The following is an 18312-nucleotide window of genomic DNA, read 5'->3' as shown; positions in this document are numbered from 1 at the left end:
CGTCTGTCGGTTGGTACATTGTACCAAGCGCTTGGTAAAAACGCCCCAAAACCCCGAAAATTGGTACAAAACACGTTGAACGAAATGACCGCAAAATCAGGCTACAAGCCAGAAACCACGCGCCCTGAGCCGTCACGCCGCTTCAGCGTTGCACCCATGATGGACTGGACAGACCGCCACTGCCGCTTCTTCCTGCGCCTGCTCTCCAGCCAAACCCTGCTCTACACCGAGATGGTCACCACCGGTGCCCTCCTCCACAACGACGCCCACCGTTTCCTGCGCCACGACGTCTCCGAGCACCCGCTGGCCCTGCAACTGGGCGGTAGTGTGCCCGCCGACCTGGCTGCCTGCGCACGCCTGGCCGAGGAAGCTGGCTACGACGAGGTCAACCTCAACGTCGGCTGCCCGAGCGACCGGGTGCAGAACAACATGATCGGCGCTTGCCTGATGGCGCATCCGGCGCTGGTGGCCGATTGTGTGAAGGCCATGCGTGATGCGGTGTCGACGCCGGTGACGGTCAAGCACCGCATTGGCATCAATGGCCGCGACAGCTACGCCGAACTGTGCGACTTCGTCGGCCAGGTGCGCGAGGCCGGCTGCCGGAGTTTTACCGTGCATGCGCGCATCGCGATTCTGGAGGGGCTGTCGCCGAAGGAGAACCGCGAAATCCCGCCGCTGCGTTATGACGTGGCAGCGCAGTTGAAGGCCGACTTCCCGGACCTGGAGATCGTGCTCAACGGCGGGATCAAGACCCTGGCCGAATGCCAGGCGCACCTTGAAACCTTCGATGGCGTGATGCTGGGGCGTGAGGCGTATCACAACCCTTACCTGCTGGCCGAGGTAGACCAGCAGCTGTTTGGCAGCGCGGCGCCGGTGGTCAGCCGTAGCGAGGCGCTGGCACAGCTGCGGCCTTATATCGTGGCGCATATGGCAAGTGGTGGCGCGATGCACCACGTTACCCGGCACATTCTGGGGTTGGCCCAAGGGTTCAAGGGCGCACGGCGCTTCCGCCAGTTGCTGTCGGCGGATATCCACAAGGCCGCTGAGCCGTTGGCGGTGTTTGATCAGGCAGTGGAGTTGTTGCAGGGGCGGTGACAACGCGGGATTGGGAACCTCGGGCCGGCTTGCGACTCGAATCTTCACCTTTCGCACCGCCCTTCGCGGGCAAGCCTGCTTCCACCGCTTGCCTGCATGGTTTCGACGGCCCTTGAGCGGCCGTCGGGGCTCGGGTAATGTCGAGTCATTGCACAGGACAGAGCACGCCCATGACCTCCAAGCTGGAACAACTCAAGCAGTTCACCACCGTGGTCGCCGACACCGGGGACCTGGACGCCATCACCCGCCTGAAGCCGGTCGATGCCACCACCAACCCGTCGCTACTGCTCAAGGCCGCCGCCATCCCGGGCTACGCCGATCTGCTCACGCAGGTGAAGGCCGATGCCAAGGGCGATGTCGACCTGGCCTGCGACAAGTTCGCAGTGGCCGTGGGCTCGGGCATTCTCAAGGTCATCCCGGGGCGCATCTCCACTGAAGTGGATGCGCGCCTGTCGTTCGATGAACCGGCCCTGCTGGCCAAGGCGCGCAAGCTGATCGAGCTGTACGAAGCGGCCGGCGTTGGCCGTGAGCGTGTGCTGATCAAGCTGGCCTCCACCTGGGAAGGCATTCGCGCCGCCGAAAAGCTGGAGAAGGAAGGTATCCAGACCAACCTCACCCTGCTGTTCTCCTTCGCCCAGGCACAAGCCTGCGCCGATGCCGGGGTATTCCTGATTTCGCCGTTCGTGGGCCGCATCTACGACTGGTACAAGAAGAGCACCGGCAAGGAATACGTCGGCGCCGAGGACCCGGGCGTGCAGTCGGTCACGCGTATCTACAACTACTACAAGGCCAATGGCTACAACACCGTGGTCATGGGCGCCAGCTTCCGCAACATCGGCCAGATCGAACAGCTGGCTGGCTGCGACCGCCTGACCATCAGCCCGGAGCTGTTGCAGCAACTGAGCGATGACCAGGGCGAGCTGCCGCAGGTGCTGAAACCGGGCAATGCGGGTGAGGCGAAGCAGCAGCTGAATGAAAGCCAGTTCCGCTGGGCGATGAACGAAGATGCCATGGGCACCGAGAAGCTGGCCGAGGGTATCCGCCAGTTTGCGCGGGACCAGGAAAAACTGGAGAAGTTGATGGCTGAAAAGGCCTGATACAGTTCGGGTTTGCCTGACGGGCGGGAAGTGTTCAGCATTTTCCGCCCGTTTTGTTTTGCCCTGTTTTAGTTGTGTAATGAATTCCAGGGCCTTTTCGCGGGTTTGCCCGCAAAGAGGCCCGCATAGCCACCCGAGCTGTCGATGACCCCCTCTACGCCGTTGCCCCTCGTGCTCGCCGGCCCGGTACTGCGCCGCCTGGAGCCCCAGCGCCTGGCCATCTGGCTGGTCGCCACCCAACCGCTGCAACCCGATTTCATCTGCCCCGCAGGCGAGGCCCAGGTCGATTGCCAGGTTATCCCGGTCGGCCAGCAGGCCTTCATTCACCTGCTGGATATCCACTTCACAAATCCCCTGCCCTGCAACCAGCTGCTTGACTACGATCTGATGATCAACGGTCAAGGCATCGCCAGCTGGGCGCCACACTTGCTCTACCCCGGCACCCTGCGTCCAAGCCTGGTGCTGCGCGATCGCCTCGATCACTTGCTGCACGGCTCCTGCCGCAAGCCGCACCACCCCGCTGCCGATGGCCTGCTGTGCGCCGACCGCCTGCTGCAAACCTGCAAGCAACCTGAAGACCGCCCGGCCGTGCTGCTGATGACCGGCGACCAGGTGTACGCCGACGATGTCGCCGGCCCCATGCTGCGCGCCATCCATAGCCTGATCGCGCGCCTGGGCCTGTTCGACGAGCAACTGGAGGGTGCGGTGGTGCCTGATAGCCAGGCGCTTTACCAGCACCCGGCCAGCTACTACCACCGCGCCGACCTGCTGCCGGCGCAGGAGCACAACGACACCCTGCGCGAGCGTTTTTTCGGCGGCAAGCGCAAGCCGATTTTCTCGTCCAGCAACGCCGACAACCACCTGGTGACCTTCGCCGAGGTCATGGCCATGTACCTGCTGGTGTGGTCACCGGTGCCTTGGCAACTGGTGAACCTGGACATGCCCACCGGCCTTACCGACCAGCGCCAGGCCCGTTACCGGCAAGAGCTGCCACTGATCCAGGCGTTTGCCGACAACCTCGGCCAGGTGGCGCGGGTGATGGCCCACCTGCCCTGCCTGATGATTTTCGACGACCACGACATCACCGACGACTGGAACCTCTCGGCACAGTGGGAAGAAACCGCCTACGGCCATCCGTTCTCGCGGCGCATCATCGGCAACGCCCTGCTCGGCTACCTGCTGTGCCAGGCCTGGGGTAACAACCCGGACGGCTGCAAGCCACTGACCGAGCAATGCCAGGCGCTGACCGGCCAACACCAGGATGAGCTGATCGGCGAGCTGTTGCGCTTCCAGGGCTGGCAATTCAGCCTGCCCACAAACCCGCCCCTGCTGGTGCTGGACACCCGCACCCGGCGCTGGCGCAGTGAAAGCAGTTTGGCCAAGCCGTCCGGCCTGCTCGATTGGGAGGCGCTGAGCGAGCTGCAGCAAGCACTGCTCGACCACCCGTCAGCGGTCATCGTGTCGCCTGCGCCGATTTTTGGCGTGAAGCTGATCGAGACGGTGCAAAAGGTGTTCAGCTGGCTGGGCTATCCACTCTTGGTCGATGCCGAAAACTGGATGGCCCACCGGGGGGCGGCGCAGGTCATCCTCAACATCTTCCGCCACTCCCGTACACCAGGGCACTACGTGGTGCTGTCCGGGGATGTGCACTACTCGTTCGTCTATGAAGTGCTGATCCGCCACCGCCAGCGCAGCCCGCACTTATGGCAGGTGACCAGCAGCGGGATCAAGAACGAGTTCCCCCGGCGTTTGCTGGATGTGCTCGACCGGCTCAACCGCTGGCTGTATTCGCCACGCTCGCCGCTGAACTGGCTCACCAGGCGCCGGGAGATGGAAGTGGTACCGCGCACGCCCAGCCACAGCAAGGCTGGAGAGCGGCTGTGGAATGGGGCGGGGTTGGGGCAGGTGTTCTTCGACGAACAGGGGCGGCCAGTGCGTGTATTTCAGCTGGATGCCGGCGGCGCTGAAGCGACCGAGTTTGTTGCCGGGCGCTAGCCTGGCAACAGGTCAGCTTCGCTCCAGCGCACTGACCAGGTCATGGAACGCTTCGCGGTTGGAGTCGTTCAGGCCCATGAGGATCTTGTGCGCCTCCAGCACCTTGGAGCGCACCACGTCTTCGTTCTGGTCCTGCGATGGCAGGTCGGTCAGGCATTCCGGGCACGGAATTGGGCGATCGACGATGTTGAACACCTGATCGAAGCCCATCGACTGAAGCAACCGGGAAATGTCCGGGTTGGTGGTAACCACGGTCGGCAGCAGGCCCACCTTCTGCCGCGACAGGATCGACAGCTTGGCCAGCAGGCCCAGGGTGGTGCTGTCGATGCTTTCGGTTTCAGTCAGGTCGATGACAATCGCCGAGAAGTTCAGCGCCGTGAAAATCTTCTCGATCGTCGCATCCAGCGCCGAACACAGGGTCAGGCGCACTTCACCGACGAACTTCAGTACGAAGGTGCCACTCTGCTCGGCGAACTGGATTCTACCGGTACTCATTGAAGGTTCCTGCTCAACACCAATAGGGCGATATCATCCGGCATCTCCCCAAGCGTAGCCAATCCGAATCGTTGACGCAGCCCATCCAGGCTGCCACCTGCTGCCTTGACGATCTCCGGCAAGGCGGTTTCTTTATCTTTGAGCGTGTCACCCGGCAAAAGGTCCAGAATGCCATCGGACATCAGGCTGAGGCTGAACTGCGGTGGCAGCTCGACTACCAGGTCCTGGTAGGTGGCCTCCTCGAACAGCCCCACCGGCAGGCCGCGGCCTTCCAGGTAGCGGGCGTGATCGGGGGTGTACAGCACCGGCAGCGGCAGATGGCCGCCAACGGCGTAGGTCAGCAGACCGGACTCTTCGTCGATCACGCCGCCGACCATGGTGACATGCTTGCCCAGCTTGCTGTTGATCAGGCCGCGGTTGATATGGCTAAGCACTTCCGACGGCTTGAACTCGCGCATCTTGCTGCGCTTGAGCTCGAACATGAGCCGCGTGGTCATGAACTTCAACAGCACGGTGACAAAGGCCGACGACGCGCCATGCCCGGAAACATCGGCGAGGTAGAAGGCAATGCGCCGCTCGTCCACGCGGAAGTAATCGACAAAATCACCCGACAGGTACAGCGACGGAATGATCTGGTGCGCGAAAGCGAACTCGCCGGCTGCCCAGGGGCTTTCCGGCAGCATGTTCATCTGCACCTGGCGACCGGCGGTCTGGTCCTCCTGCAGCAGGTGCAGGCTGGCTTCCAGTTCGCGGTTGGCGGCTTCGAGCTTGTCGCGATAGCGCTGGTTTTCCAGCACCAGGCGCGAACGGTCGAGGGCGCGGCGCACCGAATGTTCGAGTACGGCCAGGTCTTCCAGCGGCTTGATCAGGTAGTCGGCGGCGCCCAGGCGCAACGCTTCCACCGCATCACTCATGACGCCGGCACCCGACACCACGATCACCGGCAACTGCGGCGCGCGCTCGCTGACCTGGCGGATCAGTTCGAGGCCGCCCATCTGCGGCATGCGCAGATCGCAGATCACGAGGTCGGGCTGGTGTTCTTCGAAGACCTGAAGCCCCTGCTGGCCATTACCGGCCTGGAGGACGCTGAAGCCACTGTCTTCAAGATAGGCGGCGAGGCTCGCACGGACCACGTCGTCGTCATCGATGATCAGCAGCGTTGCACTGGTTTTCTGCATGTGGGCGAACGGCGCCGATTTAGGTTGGTGCAGCGGTGTCGGCAAGGCAGACGGCCAGCTACGGGAATTCTTTATGGTCACACTCTACTTGAGTTGTAGGACAAGAACACCTGCCCGGCAACTCTCCGGCAACTGTGAGCGCTACCTTGTAAGGCGCAGACGGTACTCCCATCCGGCAGGGGTTTCAAGCATGTAAGGGTCGACCTCGCCGCTCTTTACAGGGCAAATCACCGGGAGTTATAAGAAAGTCGACCAGCGCAACCCGATGGGAAGGATGCAGCATGCCCCACACGCCCTCCAGCCACAGCGAGAAACGCGACTTTATCCGGATGCGCATCGACACCGAGGTGAGCCTGTTGCATGAAGGCCAGGTGATTGCGGCGGTGTGCCTGGACCTCTCCAGCGGCGGCATGCAGGTGCAGGCACCGCAGCGCTTTCTGGTGGGGGATCATATCGAGGTGCGGATCGACTCGGACCACCCGGCGCTGAAAGGGCTGCATGCCAGCACCGAAGTGGTATGGATTGCCGACCAGCCCGGCGGGCAGCAGAAGTTCGGGCTGCGGATTCTGGCGATGCACTGAACCTGGGGCCGCGTTGCAGCCCCAGGCTCACGGATCAGAAGTCGTCTTCGACTTCGCCGTCCTTCACCTTGAACTCGCGGTTCTGCAGGTAGGCGTTGCGAATGAAGATGTACTTGTCACCCTGAATCAGCTTCTCGGCCGACAACAGGTCGGCACGGGTGTCGATCACGTCCAGGGCGAAGATCGAGTTGCGCGTCGGCACATGGTCGATGTAGCGGTAAGGTTTGGTGTAGGTGTCCGGGTACTTGGCTACGCCGTCACGTACGGTGCTCGGCCCCAGCAGCGGGATGACAACGTACGGGCCGCTCGGCACGCCCCAATAACCCAAGGTCTGGCCAAAGTCCTCGTCATTACGTTGCAGGCCCATCTTGGTGCCCACATCGAAGAAGCCGCCCAGGCCGAACGTGGTGTTGACGATCAGCCGCGCAGTGTCCACGCCCGCTGCATGAGGCTTGAGCTGCAGCAGGTCGTTGGCCAGGTTGGTCACGTCACCCAGGTTACGGAAGATGTTGTGGATGCCATCTTCAAGGAACTGCGGGGTGACCGCCTGGTAGCCCTTGGCCAATGGCTTCAGGGCATAGGTGTCGAGGGTATCGTTGAAACGGAAGATCGGGCGGTTGACCGCTTCCCAGGGATCTTCCTCGGTGGCGGCCTGGGTGGCTGCCACGGGCGCCAGCAGCAAGCTGGCGCAGACACAGGCCTGGGTGACTCGTTCGAGCACACTGGCACCGATCCTACGCATAGATGTCTCTCCATCGAATTTCTCGGCCGCACGCGCAACGGGGCGCGCTGCTGGTAAGGCGGCAGTATAGAGGCTTGCGGCCTGATAAACAGCTTTACACATTTTTGCTCAATATTTTGTGAACAACTGTTGCGCGGGCGAGCCTGTCACAGGCCGGTAACAATCAGCGAATAGCCTGCGGGCTATTTGGGGGAAGTTGCCATGGACGCTGCACCCGCCTTCACTGCTGTGCTGTTCGGCTTGCGCGGCTGCCTGGTGCAGGCTGCCAATGGCGGCGCCCCCTCACCCGCCCCCGGCGCACTGGCCACCCTCGCCAGCCTGCGTCATCGCCAGGTGCCATGCATCTGGCTGGATGACCTCACCGCCACCCACAGCAAACGCCTGGCCCATGTGCTGCCCGACTGGCTGCCGGGGCACCTGGTCAACGGCGTCCGCTGGCCAGCGCCCAACGCCTGCTGGCAGGCCTTGATGAGCCTGGACAGCGAACGCCTGGACGGCTGCGTGCTGGTCAGCGGCGACCCGCGCCTGCTGCAGTCGGGCCTTAACGCGGGCTTGTGGACGGTGGGCCTGGCCGCCTGCAGCCCGCTCTGCGACCGCAGCTCGCAGCATTGGCAAGCCATGAGCACGCAGGAACAGGACCTGGCCCGCGGCAAGGCGACGCTGGAGCTGTTCAGCCTGGGCGTGCATTCGGTAATCGACCACCTCGAAGCGCTGGATACCTGCCTGCAGGACATCGCGCAGCGCCGGCGCAAAGGTGAAAAACCCTGATACAGCACCTTTGACACGGATCATGCAAAGCGGCGGCAGGTGGATTACGCTGAAGACAGGCCAGAACCTTTGCCGCTTCGCTGAGGTCCATGGCTTGCCAAGCCATTGATGGAGAACTGCCAATGCCTGCCCGCGAATTGCAAGAGCGCCTGAACAGCTTGCGCGAGCAACTGGACCGCAACGTACCGCTTTCGGAAGAAGAGCTGGCCGCGCTGCACGAAGAAGCGCGCCAGATCGAGGCGCAACTGAAACTTGAGGAAGCCACGCCGGACAACAATCTGGTGGATGGCGTGAACCTGGCGATCGAACGCTTCGAGGCCGACCACCCCGACCTCACCGCCACCCTGCGCAGCATTGCCAACTCGCTGCACAGCATGGGGATCTGAAATAGCCGGGGCTGCTTCGCAGCCCTTTCGCGACACAAGGCCGCTCCTACAGGTACAGCGCGAGATCAGAGGTTTGCGCTGTACCTGTAGGAGCGGCCTTGTGTCGCGAAAGGGGCGCAGAGCGCCCCCAGCGTACTTGAACCTTACTGCCGAACCAGCCGCGTGTTCTGCGGGCTGATCGCCCCGGTGCTGCGGTATGGGTTGATGTCCAGCCCACCCCGGCGCACATAGCGCGCATACACCGTCAGGTGCTCCGGCTGCAGCAGGTTCTTCAAGTCCAGGTAAATGCGTTCCACACACTGCTCGTGGAAGTCGGCATGCTGGCGGAAGCTGATCAGGTAGGTCAGCAGGCTGGCGTGGTCCAGCGCCCTGCCCTTGTACTCGACCACCACGCTGCCCCAGTCTGGCTGGCCGGTAACCGGGCAGTTGGACTTCAGCAGGTGGCTGTGCAAGGTTTCTTCCACCACCCGCTCCGGGTTGCAGCGCAGCAGTTCTGGCTGCGGCTGCTCGTAGTTGCTGATGGCCACATCCAGCGCATCGATGCACAGCCCCGGCAAAGCCACCACACCCTGGGCCTCGACCTCGGCCAAGGTCCGCACCTTCACGCCCACCGGCTTGCCAGCAGCAGCGGACAGGTCTTTCTCCAGGCACGCCTGCAACTCGCCCAGCGAGGCGAACACCGTCTGGTTCAGCGAGTTGAGGTACAGCTTGAACGACTTGGATTCGATGATGTTCGGCGAATCAGCCGGAATGGCGAACTCGCCGATCGCCACCACAGGCTTGCCCGACGGCAGCAGCCAGCTCAACTCAAAACAGTTCCAGTAGTCCACGCCCTGCCAGGGCAAGGTCTGCGCGGTGACGCCCAGCTCGGCCCACTTGGCAGTACGCGGGATCGGGAACAGCTGCTCCGGGGAGTAGGTGGCAATGTATTCGCTGGATTTGCCCAGCGGGGAGTGTTCGGCAGCGGGATGCATGGAAACTGACCTAGAGGTTCGAAATTGCCCCTAGTTTACCGGTTTTGCACCCCGCCTTGCAGGGCAAGTCACTCGATGGTCAAGGCCCCGACCATACCGGCCTGGTAATGCCCTGGTACGTTGCAGGCAAACTCGATGGGCGCCGACTGGCGGAAGGTCCAGGTCAGCTCGGCGCGTTGGCCGGGCATTACCAGCACGGTATTGCCACCACCGTGACCATGGCCGCCACCGTGATCCATCATCTGGCTGTGATCCATGCCTTCATGGTTCATGGCCTGGGTGAACATCTTGCCTTGCATGGCGACCATCTCTTTCTGGTGCTCGGCATGCATGGCCTTGTCACCCAGGTTGAACTCGTGCGGCAGCTTGCCCTCGTTGACCAGCACGAAGCGCACCGTCTCACCGGCTTTTACCTGCAGGCTCTTGGGCTCGAAGGCAATGTCTTTGAGCACCACATCCACCGTGCGGGTGGCTTTGGCCGCCGGGGCCGGCTCGCCGAAGGCGAAGGTTTGCGCCTCGCCAGAAAAGGCCGGCAGGCTGACCAAGGCAAGGGTGGCGGCGATAAACAGGTGTTTCATGATGACTCCGGGAATGCACAACAGTATGAGGCCACCTTAGTCAGGGACGGCTGGCGGCAACCTGACAGGGAGATTACAACTTTGTCAGCTTGAGTGACGGCCGGGATAGTCACGTATCATTTCAAGCATCACCCGGCCCTTGCTGGAGGCAAGCTACCCAATGAAATTGCTGATCGTCGAAGACCAGGCCCGCACCGGCCAGTACCTGAGCCAGGGCCTGAGCGAAGCCGGCTTCGCCACCGAACTGGCCACCGATGGCGAAACCGGCCAGTTTCTGGCGCTGACCGGTGACCATGACCTGCTGATCCTCGACGTGATGCTGCCCGGCCGGGATGGCTGGCAAATCCTGCAAGCGGTGCGCCAGGCCGGCCTGGACACGCCGGTACTGTTCCTCACCGCACGCGACGCCGTCGAAGACCGGGTGCACGGCCTGGAGCTGGGCGCCGACGATTACCTGGTCAAGCCCTTTGCCTTTTCCGAGCTGCTGGCCCGGGTGCGCACCCTGCTGCGCCGTGGCACCCACCCCGGACAGGACACCACCCTGAACCTGGCCGACCTGCGCCTGGACCTGATCCGACGCCGCGCCGAGCGCGCCGGCCAGCGCATCGACCTGACCGCCAAGGAGTTCGCCTTGCTCGAACTGTTGATGCGCCGCCAGGGCGAGGTGCTGCCAAAATCGCTGATTGCCTCGCAGGTATGGGACATGAACTTCGACAGCGACACCAACGTGATCGAGGTGGCGATCCGCCGCTTGCGCCTGAAGATTGACGACCCGCACCCCAACAAGCTCATCCACACCGTACGCGGCATGGGGTATGTACTCGAAGAGCGTGCAGATTGATGCGCAGGCTTTCCCTCGGCAGCCGTTTGGCCCTGTTGTTCGCCGCCTGCACAGCAGCCGTCTCGCTTGGCGCCGGCCTGTTGTTCAGCAAGGCCAGCGAGCAGCATTTCGTCGAGCTGGACCAACAATTGCTGGACTCGCGCCTGTCGCTGTTCCGCACACAACTGGCCGGCATCAGCACGCCGGAAGATTTACAGGCCCGCCTGCCTGCCCTGCACGATGAGCTGAGCCACCAGGCCGACCTGGCCTTGCGCATCAGCGGCAACGACGGCACCACCTGGTTCGAAAGCCGCACAGGGCTGCCACAGGCACCACGGCCTGCCGGGCTCGCTACCCTGCACGCGCAAGGTACCGACTACCGCAGCCTGGCCGTGCACCTGGCACAAGGCACAACACCGTCGCCGCAACTCACCCTTTACCTCGACATCACCCACCACCAGCACTTCCTGCAAGGCATGCAACGGTTGATCTGGCTAACCGTCGGCCTGTCGGCGCTGGCCACCGCGCTGCTCGGCGCCTGGGCCGCACGCAGTGGGCTACGCCCTTTGCGGCAGATGGGCCAGGTGGCCGCCGGCGTGTCGGCACGTTCGCTCACCACCCGCTTGCCGGTGGCGCAGATGCCCGAAGAGCTGGCCGAGCTGGCCACCAGCATGAACGCCATGCTGCAACGCCTGGACGATGCCTTCCAGCGCCTGTCGGCGTTTTCAGCCGACATCGCCCACGAACTGCGCACCCCCCTGTCCAACCTGCTGACCCACACCCAGGTCACCCTCACCCGCCCACGCAGCCTGGAGGAGTACCGCGAGGCGCTGCATGGCAACCTGGAAGAGCTGCAGTGGATGGCGCAAATGATCAACGACATGCTGTTTCTGGCCAAGGCCGATCACGGCCTGCTGGTGCCGGGGCAGGCGCCGCTGGCGTTGCATGATGAAGTGGATGCGCTGCTGGAGTACTACGCGCCGCTGGCCGAGGACAGCGGTGTGCAGATGCTGCGCGAGGGTGAGGCGGTGCTGCAGGGCGACCGGCATATGCTGCGGCGAGCGTTGTCCAACTTGCTGGATAACGCCATGCGCTTTACGCCGGCGGGCGGGCAGATAAGGGTGACGCTGGAGCCGGGGCCTACAATCTGCGTGGCCAATACCGGGCAGGCTATCGACCCTGCGGCGCTACCACGGTTGTTCGACCGCTTCTACCGGGTCGACCCTGCGCGGCGGGAAGGCAGCAGCGAGCATGCGGGATTGGGTTTGGCGATTACCCGGTCGATCGTGCAGGCCCATGGCGGGTGCATCCGGGCGGAATGCGAGGCTGGGTGGACGCGGTTTTTGATCGAATTCACTCAGAATCAGTGAAATTGGGGCTGCTTCGCAGCCCCAGACTCTCAGGTAAACATCAAACCGCCAGGCCAATCGCCGGCTGCACCTGCGATGCCCGATATGCCGGGTAAATGGTCGCCAAAAAGCTCATCACCAACCCCGCAGTGCAGATGATCGCCACATCGCCCCACTGCAACTGCGACGGCAAGCTGCTGACAAAGTACACATCCGACGTAAAGATGTGCTGCCCGCTCACCCGCTCCAGCCATCCAACGATCTGGCTGACATTGAACGCCGCAATCACCCCCAGCACGCCACCAATCAACGTGCCGACAATGCCGATCAGGCTGCCCTGAACCATGAACGTGCCCATGATCTGCGCCGGCGTGGCGCCCAGGGTACGCAGGATGGCAATGTCCGGCCCCTTGTCGTTCACCACCATCACCAGGGTGGCGATGATGTTGAACGCGGCCACCGCGATGATCATCATCAGCAACAGGCCGATCATGGTCTTTTCCATCTTCATGGCGCTGAACAGGCTGCCCTGGGTGTGCGACCAGTCATCGGCGCGGTAGGCATCGCCCAGCCCGGCAGCGATGGCCTTGGACACCTGCGGCGCGGCATACAGGTCATGCAGTTTCAACCGCACGCCCTGCACCTGGCCCGGCGCCCAGCGCTGCATCTCACCGGCATCAGCCACGTGGATGTAAGCCTGCGAACCATCCAGCTCGGCGCCCACCTTGAAAATACCGACCACGGTCAGGCGTTGCATACGCGGGGTAATGCCGCCCGGCTCCTTGCTGATTTCCGGCACGATCAGGGTCAGCTTGTCGCCGGTGTTCAGGCGGAAGCGGCGCGCCGTCAGCTCGCCGATGACCACGCCGAACTCACCCGGCTGCAGGTCCTGCAAGCGGCCCTGCACGATGTGCTGGCCAACGATAGAGACCTTGCCCTCTTCGGCCGGGTCGATACCGCCCACCTGGATCGGCTGCATCGCCCCCTTGTACGACAGCATGCCTTCCATTTCGGTAATCGGCGCGGCCGCCATCACCGCCGGGTTCTGCAGGGCTGCGTCGGCCACCTTGTGCCAGTCGTCCATCGGCTGCACGCCCAGGATGGCGGCATGCGGCACCAGGCCAAGAATGCGCGCGCTCATTTCACGCTGGAAGCCGTTCATCACCGACAACACCACGATCATCGCCAGCACACCCAGCGACAGGCCGATCATCGAGGTCATCGAAATGAACGAGATGAAGTGGTTGCGACGCTTGGCTCGGGTGTAGCGCGCGCCGATGAAAATGGGCAAGGGTCTGAACATGTACGGAATCACCCAGTGAAAACAGGAAAACGGGGCGGCACCTGCCACCCCGGGCAGTCGATCAGATGGCCACCAGGTGGCCGTCGTCGAGCTTCAATACACGGTCCATCTGCCGCGCCAGCTTGAGGTCGTGGGTCACCACCAGGAACGCCGTGCGCGAGGCGCTGGACAGCTCCTGCATCAGCTCCTGGATGCCCTGGGCGGTATGGTGGTCGAGGTTGCCGGTCGGCTCGTCGAGCATCACCAGGCCAGGGCGGTTGACCAGGGCCCGGGCAATCGCCACACGCTGGCGCTCACCGCCGGACAGCTCGGCCGGCTTGTGGTTCAGGCGATGGCCCAGGCCCACGCGCTTGAGCAGCGCCTCGGCGCGCTCACGGGCCTCGGGGATGGGCGTGCGGCCGATCAGCAGCGGCATGCACACGTTCTCGATGGCGGTGAACTCTGGCAACAGGTGGTGGAACTGGTAGACAAAGCCCAGCTCACGGTTGCGCAGCAGGCCACGGGCGCGCTCGCCCAGCGCCGACAGCTCTTCGCCGGCCAGCCAGACGCTGCCCTGGGTCGGCCGGTCGAGGCCGCCCAGCAGGTTGAGCAAGGTACTCTTGCCCGAACCGGAGCTGCCGACAATGGCCACCCGCTCGCCGGCGTGCAGCTCCAGGTTGAGCCCGGACAGCACCTGCACCGACTCCGGGCCCTCGTCGTAGGACTTGCCCAGGTTGCGGCAACTCAGAACGGCTTTATCACTCATGCGCGACTCACTCATAACGTAGCGCCTCTGCAGGCTGGGTGCGGGCCGCACGCCAGGCCGGGTACAGGGTGGCGAAGAAACTCAGGACCAGCGCCGCACCGCAGACCATGTACACGTCCTGGGCCTGGATCTGCGAGGGCAGGTAATCGATGAAGTACACGTCGGCGTTGAGGAACTTGTGCCCGATCAGTTTCTCGATGCCGGCGATCGCCGCACTCACGTTCAGCGCGGCAACAATCCCGACCACGGCGCCGATCAGGGTACCGATCACCCCGATTACCGTGCCCTGGACCATGAAGATGAGCATGATCTGCCCGGGCGTGGCGCCCAGTGTGCGCAGGATGGCAATGTCACCACGCTTGTCGTTCACCACCATTACCAGCGTGGAAATGATGTTGAACGCCGCCACCGCGACGATCAGCAGCAACAGCAGGCCGATCATGGCCTTTTCCATGCGGATGGCCTGGTACAGGTTGCCGTGGGTGCGGGTCCAGTCGCGGCTGTAGTACTCCTGGTCACCCAGCTGCTGGGCAATGCTCCAGGCCACCCGTGGCGCCTGGAACAGGTCGTCGAATTTCAGGCGCAGGCCCTGTACCTGGTCGGGCTTCCAGCGGTGCAGGCGGGACAGGTCGCTGATGTTGGTCAGGCCCAGATAGCCGTCGATCTCGCCCGCGCCCACATGAAAGGTGCCCACCACGGTGAAGCGCTTCATGCGCGGGAACATGCCGGCAGGCGTCACGCTGACTTCCGGGGCGACGAAGGTGAGTTTGTCGCCAATGGCCACACCCAGCTTGGCCGCAGCCTTGTCGCCGATCATGATGCCCCACTCGCCCGGCGCCAGCTGGTCGAGGCGGCCTTGCAAGATGAAGTTGTCGATAATCGACACCTCGCGCTCGCGGGCCGGGTCGATGCCGTTGAGCAGCACCTTCTGCACCTTGCCGTCATGGGTCAGCAGGCCCTGCATCTGGGTGAAGGGCGCTACCGCCACCACCTGCGGATTCTGCTTTACTTGTTGGGCAAGGGCAGGCCAGTCGGTAATGGGCTGGCCGCTCTCCAGCGTGGCATGCGGGACCATGCCGAGCACGCGGGTGCGCATCTCGTGGTCGAAACCGTTCATCACCGACAGCACCACGATCATCACCACCACGCCCAGGGCGAGGCCGATCATCGAGGTCAGGGAAATGAACGAGACGAAGTGATTACGGCGTTTGGCACGGGTATAACGCGTACCGATGAATGCGAAAAGAGGTCTGAACATGTCGGGGCTTGTTCGGATGAAAGGGAACGTCCTTGTGGCGAGGCGCCTACGGCGGCTTTACACTCGGACCACCGCCGCTACCTTGGGTTCGCCATGACGACATTAGACGAAGAAGATCGCCGCGAATACTACCGCATCGAAGATCGGATCGCACTTCAAATAAGCCCCCTCAGCGCGGCCGAAGCCCTCGACCCAGATGTGTTGCAAGATGATTCCCCGCTGTTCAACCTGCTCAGCGAACTGCATCTGTCCGACTTCGAGTCGCAGCACCTGCTGCGCCAGCTGAGTGACAAGGACCGCACCCTCGCTGCCTTCCTGCGGGCGCAGAACAAGCGCCTCGACCTGCTTAGCGCGGTGGTTGCGCAAACCCTGCTTGGCGAAGTCGGCCAGCCGCTGCCGGTGGTCATCTCCGAAGGCGGTATCGAATTCGCCCAGGCCACGCAGATTGATCCCGGCACCCGGGTAAAAGTGAAAATGGTGCTGATGCCGCGTGCTCATGGCCTGCTGCTGCGCGGCAAGGTCACCCATTGCGACCCGCGCCCGGAGGGCGGCTTCGAGGTCGGCACCGAGTTTACCGACATGACCGACGCCCAGCGTCAACTGCTGGCCCGCTACATCCTGCAGCGCCAGCAACAACAACGGCGCCAGCAGCTGGAACAGAACGACCCCGCCTCCTGAGCCCATTTCCCCCTGATTTGAAGGAACGAACGTGACCCTGATCTACGGCCATCGCGGCGCCAAGGGCGAAGCACCCGAGAACACCCTGACCAGCTTTCGCCAGTGCCTGTCCCACGGCGTCACCCGCTGCGAGCTGGACCTGCACCTGTCGGCCGACAACGAGCTGATGGTGATCCACGACCCTACCCTCAAGCGCACCACCGGCAAACGCGGCAAGGTGGTCGAGCACCCGGCCGCCGACCTGGTGAAGATCGACGCACGCAAAGGCGGCCCGGGCCATGTGCAGCCCTGCCCTATTCCAAAACTGGAAGAGCTGTTCGAGAAGTGCCCGTTCGAGCACTGGCAGCTGGAAGTCAAGAGCGCTTCGCGCACCCGAGCCGCCACCACCGTGCTGGCGATCCGCGAACTGGCCCAGCAATACGGCCTGCTGGACAAGGTCACCATCACCTCCAGCTCACGCGAAGTATTGGGCGCAGCCCAGGAACTGGTGCCGGACGTGAAACGCGGGCTGGTAGCCGAATACGCCTGGCTCGACCCGTTGAAGGTGGCACAGAACTACGGCTGCGAGATGCTGGCCCTGAACTGGACACTGTGCACCCCCGAGCGCCTGCTCAAAGCACAGGGCCAGGGCTTGCACGTGTCGGTGTGGACGGTCAACGAACCGGCACTGATGCGCCGGCTCGCTGACTTTGGCGTGGACAGCCTGATTACAGACTTTCCCGGTTTGGCCAAGACCACCCTCGGGTAGGGTTGAAATCGGTCTCTCCGACCGGCTCAGGCCACCGGTCGGAGCCGCTCAAAAAAGCCGGTTCAGGCCGTCGTAGGCAGCTACCCGATAGGCTTCGGCCATGGTCGGGTAGTTGAACGTGGTGTTGACGAAGTACTTCAGGTTATTCAGCTCGCCCGGCTGGTTCATGATGGCCTGGCCGATGTGGACAATTTCCGAAGCCTGGTAGCCGAAGCAGTGCACGCCGAGGATTTCCAGGGTTTCGCGGTGGAACAGGATCTTCAGCATGCCCTGCGGCTCGCCGGCGATCTGCGCACGCGCCATGCCCTTGAAGAAGGCCTTGCCCACTTCGTACGGCACCTTGGCCTGGGTCAGCTCCTGCTCGTTCTTGCCGATCGAGCTGATCTCCGGAATGGTGTAGATGCCGGTCGGCACGTCATTGACGAAGCGCCAGCTGCCATTGTCGACGATGCTGCCAGCCGCCGAACGGCCCTGGTCATGGGCGGCACTGGCCAGGCTTGGCCAGCCGATCACGTCGCCTGCACCGTAGATGTTCGGCACGCTGGTGCGGTAGGCCTCGTCGACCTCGATCTGGCCACGGCTGTTAACCTTGATGCCGATGTTTTCCAGGCCCAGCTTGTCGGTGTTGCCGGTACGGCCGTTGCACCACAGCAAGGCGTCGGCCTTGATCTTCTTGCCCGACTTCAGGTGCAGGACCACCCCGTTGTCCAGGCCTTCGACGCGCTCATACTCTTCGTTGTGGCGCACGGTGATGTTGTTGTTGCTGAAGTGGTAGCTCAGCGCCTGGGAAATTTCCGAATCCAGGAAGCTCAGCAGCTGGCCACGGTTGTCCACCAGCTCTACCAACACGCCCAGGCCGCTGAAGATCGAGGCGTATTCGCAACCGATCACGCCGGCGCCGTACACGATCAGCTTGCGCGGGGTGTGGCTGAGGCTGAGGATGGTGTCGCTGTCGTACACACGCGGGTGGTGGAAGTCGATGTCGGCCGGGCGATATGGGCGCGAACCAGTGGCGATGATGATGTGCTTGGCGTTGAGTTTTTCCACCACGCCGTTCGGGCACACCACTTCGACGGTTTGCTCGTCGGCAAAGCTGCCGGTGCCGAAGAACACGTCAACGCGGTTACGGGCGTAGTAGCCCGTGCGCGATGCCACCTGCTTGGCAATCACCTTCTCGGCGCTTTTCAGCACGTCCGGGAACGAGAACCAGCGTGGCTCACCGATGGCACGGAACATCGGGTTGGTGTTGAACTGCATGATCTGCCGCACCGAGTGACGCAGTGCCTTGGACGGGATGGTACCCAGGTGGGTGCAGTTGCCACCGACCTGGCGACGGTCATCGACCATCGCTACCTTGCGCCCTGCTTTGGCGGCGTTCATTGCCGCGCCTTCACCGGCCGGGCCGGAACCCAGCACCACTACGTCGTAGTTGTAGACAGCCATGCGTACTCCTTCAGAACTGGCCCGCAAGCCACGGTCGCTCGCGGGGCGCGATCATGCCGCCGGGGCGTCATGAGAAAAT

Annotated in this window: 19 protein-coding genes; 10 read left to right on the top strand and 9 right to left on the bottom strand. The window is 63.2% G+C overall.

Annotation, left to right across the window (positions count from 1 at the left end):
* Positions 1-84 precede the first annotated feature (84 nt).
* The 3 genes from dusA to N436_RS02465 all read left to right on the top strand — a co-directional run bounded on the left by dusA (position 85) and on the right by N436_RS02465 (position 4187).
* Positions 85-1095, top strand: coding sequence for a tRNA dihydrouridine(20/20a) synthase DusA (dusA, locus tag N436_RS02475; protein WP_110740329.1), 1011 nt, complete (start codon positions 85-87; stop codon positions 1093-1095).
* Between the two features lie 170 nt (positions 1096-1265).
* Complete coding sequence (tal, locus tag N436_RS02470; protein WP_110740328.1) at positions 1266-2192, top strand: transaldolase; 927 nt, start codon at positions 1266-1268, stop codon at positions 2190-2192.
* Positions 2193-2336: 144 nt separating this feature from the next.
* Positions 2337-4187, top strand: coding sequence for an alkaline phosphatase D family protein (locus N436_RS02465; protein WP_110740327.1), 1851 nt, complete (start codon positions 2337-2339; stop codon positions 4185-4187).
* Positions 4188-4199: 12 nt separating this feature from the next.
* On the opposite strand, the gene rssC is transcribed toward N436_RS02465, so the two are convergent.
* Together rssC and rssB are read right to left on the bottom strand one after the other, a co-directional pair.
* Positions 4200-4682 carry an anti-sigma factor antagonist RssC gene (rssC, locus tag N436_RS02460; RefSeq protein WP_019096598.1) on the bottom strand — a complete coding sequence of 161 codons (483 nt, stop codon included), beginning with the start codon at positions 4680-4682 and terminating at the stop codon, positions 4200-4202.
* Positions 4679-5860 carry a two-component system response regulator RssB gene (gene rssB / locus N436_RS02455; protein ID WP_104835474.1) on the bottom strand — a complete coding sequence of 394 codons (1182 nt, stop codon included), beginning with the start codon at positions 5858-5860 and terminating at the stop codon, positions 4679-4681. The genes rssC and rssB overlap by 4 nt, the downstream gene beginning before the upstream one ends.
* A gap of 281 nt (positions 5861-6141) precedes the next feature.
* Between rssB and N436_RS02450 the strand changes: the two genes are divergently transcribed.
* Positions 6142-6441: a PilZ domain-containing protein gene (locus N436_RS02450; protein ID WP_060500429.1), complete on the top strand. Its 300-nt coding sequence runs from the start codon at positions 6142-6144 to the stop codon at positions 6439-6441.
* A 34-nt stretch (positions 6442-6475) separates the two neighbouring features.
* Here N436_RS02450 and N436_RS02445 read toward each other — a convergent pair whose 3' ends face one another.
* Positions 6476-7183 (bottom strand): VacJ family lipoprotein, encoded by a 708-nt coding sequence (locus N436_RS02445; protein WP_110740326.1) that lies wholly within the window; start codon positions 7181-7183, stop codon positions 6476-6478.
* Between the two features lie 201 nt (positions 7184-7384).
* On the opposite strand from N436_RS02445, the gene N436_RS02440 reads away from it, so the two are divergent.
* Together N436_RS02440 and N436_RS02435 are read left to right on the top strand one after the other, a co-directional pair.
* Positions 7385-7951: a phosphonoacetaldehyde phosphonohydrolase-related protein gene (locus tag N436_RS02440; protein WP_110740325.1), complete on the top strand. Its 567-nt coding sequence runs from the start codon at positions 7385-7387 to the stop codon at positions 7949-7951.
* A gap of 122 nt (positions 7952-8073) precedes the next feature.
* Positions 8074-8337, top strand: a complete 264-nt coding sequence (locus N436_RS02435; protein ID WP_003248815.1) for a DUF4404 family protein — start codon at positions 8074-8076, stop codon at positions 8335-8337.
* Positions 8338-8480: 143 nt separating this feature from the next.
* Here the strand turns inward: N436_RS02435 and queF are convergent, their stop codons facing one another.
* Positions 8481-9311 carry an NADPH-dependent 7-cyano-7-deazaguanine reductase QueF gene (gene queF / locus N436_RS02425; protein WP_105945217.1) on the bottom strand — a complete coding sequence of 277 codons (831 nt, stop codon included), beginning with the start codon at positions 9309-9311 and terminating at the stop codon, positions 8481-8483.
* Positions 9312-9379: 68 nt separating this feature from the next.
* The gene (locus N436_RS02420) at positions 9380-9889 is read right to left on the bottom strand and encodes a plastocyanin/azurin family copper-binding protein (RefSeq protein WP_105945218.1); all 510 of its coding nucleotides are present in this window, start codon (positions 9887-9889) and stop codon (positions 9380-9382) included.
* A 160-nt stretch (positions 9890-10049) separates the two neighbouring features.
* Between N436_RS02420 and cinR the strand changes: the two genes are divergently transcribed.
* Both cinR and N436_RS02410 read left to right on the top strand, forming a co-directional pair.
* Complete coding sequence (gene cinR, locus N436_RS02415) at positions 10050-10730, top strand: two-component system response regulator CinR (protein WP_110740324.1); 681 nt, start codon at positions 10050-10052, stop codon at positions 10728-10730.
* Complete coding sequence (locus N436_RS02410) at positions 10727-12079, top strand: heavy metal sensor histidine kinase (RefSeq protein ID WP_110740323.1); 1353 nt, start codon at positions 10727-10729, stop codon at positions 12077-12079. Before cinR ends, N436_RS02410 begins: the two co-directional genes overlap by 4 nt.
* 40 nt (positions 12080-12119) lie before the next feature.
* Here the strand turns inward: N436_RS02410 and N436_RS02405 are convergent, their stop codons facing one another.
* The 3 genes from N436_RS02405 to N436_RS02395 all read right to left on the bottom strand — a co-directional run bounded on the left by N436_RS02405 (position 12120) and on the right by N436_RS02395 (position 15364).
* Positions 12120-13361, bottom strand: coding sequence for a lipoprotein-releasing ABC transporter permease subunit (locus N436_RS02405; RefSeq protein WP_025754455.1), 1242 nt, complete (start codon positions 13359-13361; stop codon positions 12120-12122).
* Positions 13362-13422: 61 nt separating this feature from the next.
* Positions 13423-14106: a lipoprotein-releasing ABC transporter ATP-binding protein LolD gene (gene lolD / locus N436_RS02400; RefSeq protein ID WP_177410864.1), complete on the bottom strand. Its 684-nt coding sequence runs from the start codon at positions 14104-14106 to the stop codon at positions 13423-13425.
* A 7-nt stretch (positions 14107-14113) separates the two neighbouring features.
* Positions 14114-15364, bottom strand: a complete 1251-nt coding sequence (locus N436_RS02395; RefSeq protein WP_060500413.1) for a lipoprotein-releasing ABC transporter permease subunit — start codon at positions 15362-15364, stop codon at positions 14114-14116.
* A 93-nt stretch (positions 15365-15457) separates the two neighbouring features.
* Between N436_RS02395 and N436_RS02390 the strand changes: the two genes are divergently transcribed.
* Entirely contained in the window at positions 15458-16042 is a 585-nt protein-coding gene (locus N436_RS02390) for a PilZ domain-containing protein (protein ID WP_110740321.1), read from the top strand.
* A 31-nt stretch (positions 16043-16073) separates the two neighbouring features.
* Positions 16074-16790: a glycerophosphodiester phosphodiesterase gene (locus tag N436_RS02385; RefSeq protein WP_019096214.1), complete on the top strand. Its 717-nt coding sequence runs from the start codon at positions 16074-16076 to the stop codon at positions 16788-16790.
* Positions 16791-16838: 48 nt separating this feature from the next.
* Here the strand turns inward: N436_RS02385 and sthA are convergent, their stop codons facing one another.
* Complete coding sequence (gene sthA, locus N436_RS02380; protein ID WP_105945223.1) at positions 16839-18233, bottom strand: Si-specific NAD(P)(+) transhydrogenase; 1395 nt, start codon at positions 18231-18233, stop codon at positions 16839-16841.
* Positions 18234-18312: the final 79 nt, after the last annotated feature.

Source organism: Pseudomonas sp. RV120224-01b (assembly GCF_003208145.1).
Lineage (GTDB): Bacteria > Pseudomonadota > Gammaproteobacteria > Pseudomonadales > Pseudomonadaceae > Aquipseudomonas > Aquipseudomonas monteilii.
Note: the sequence above shows the minus strand (reverse complement) of the source record. Positions and strands in the feature narration are given on the sequence as shown.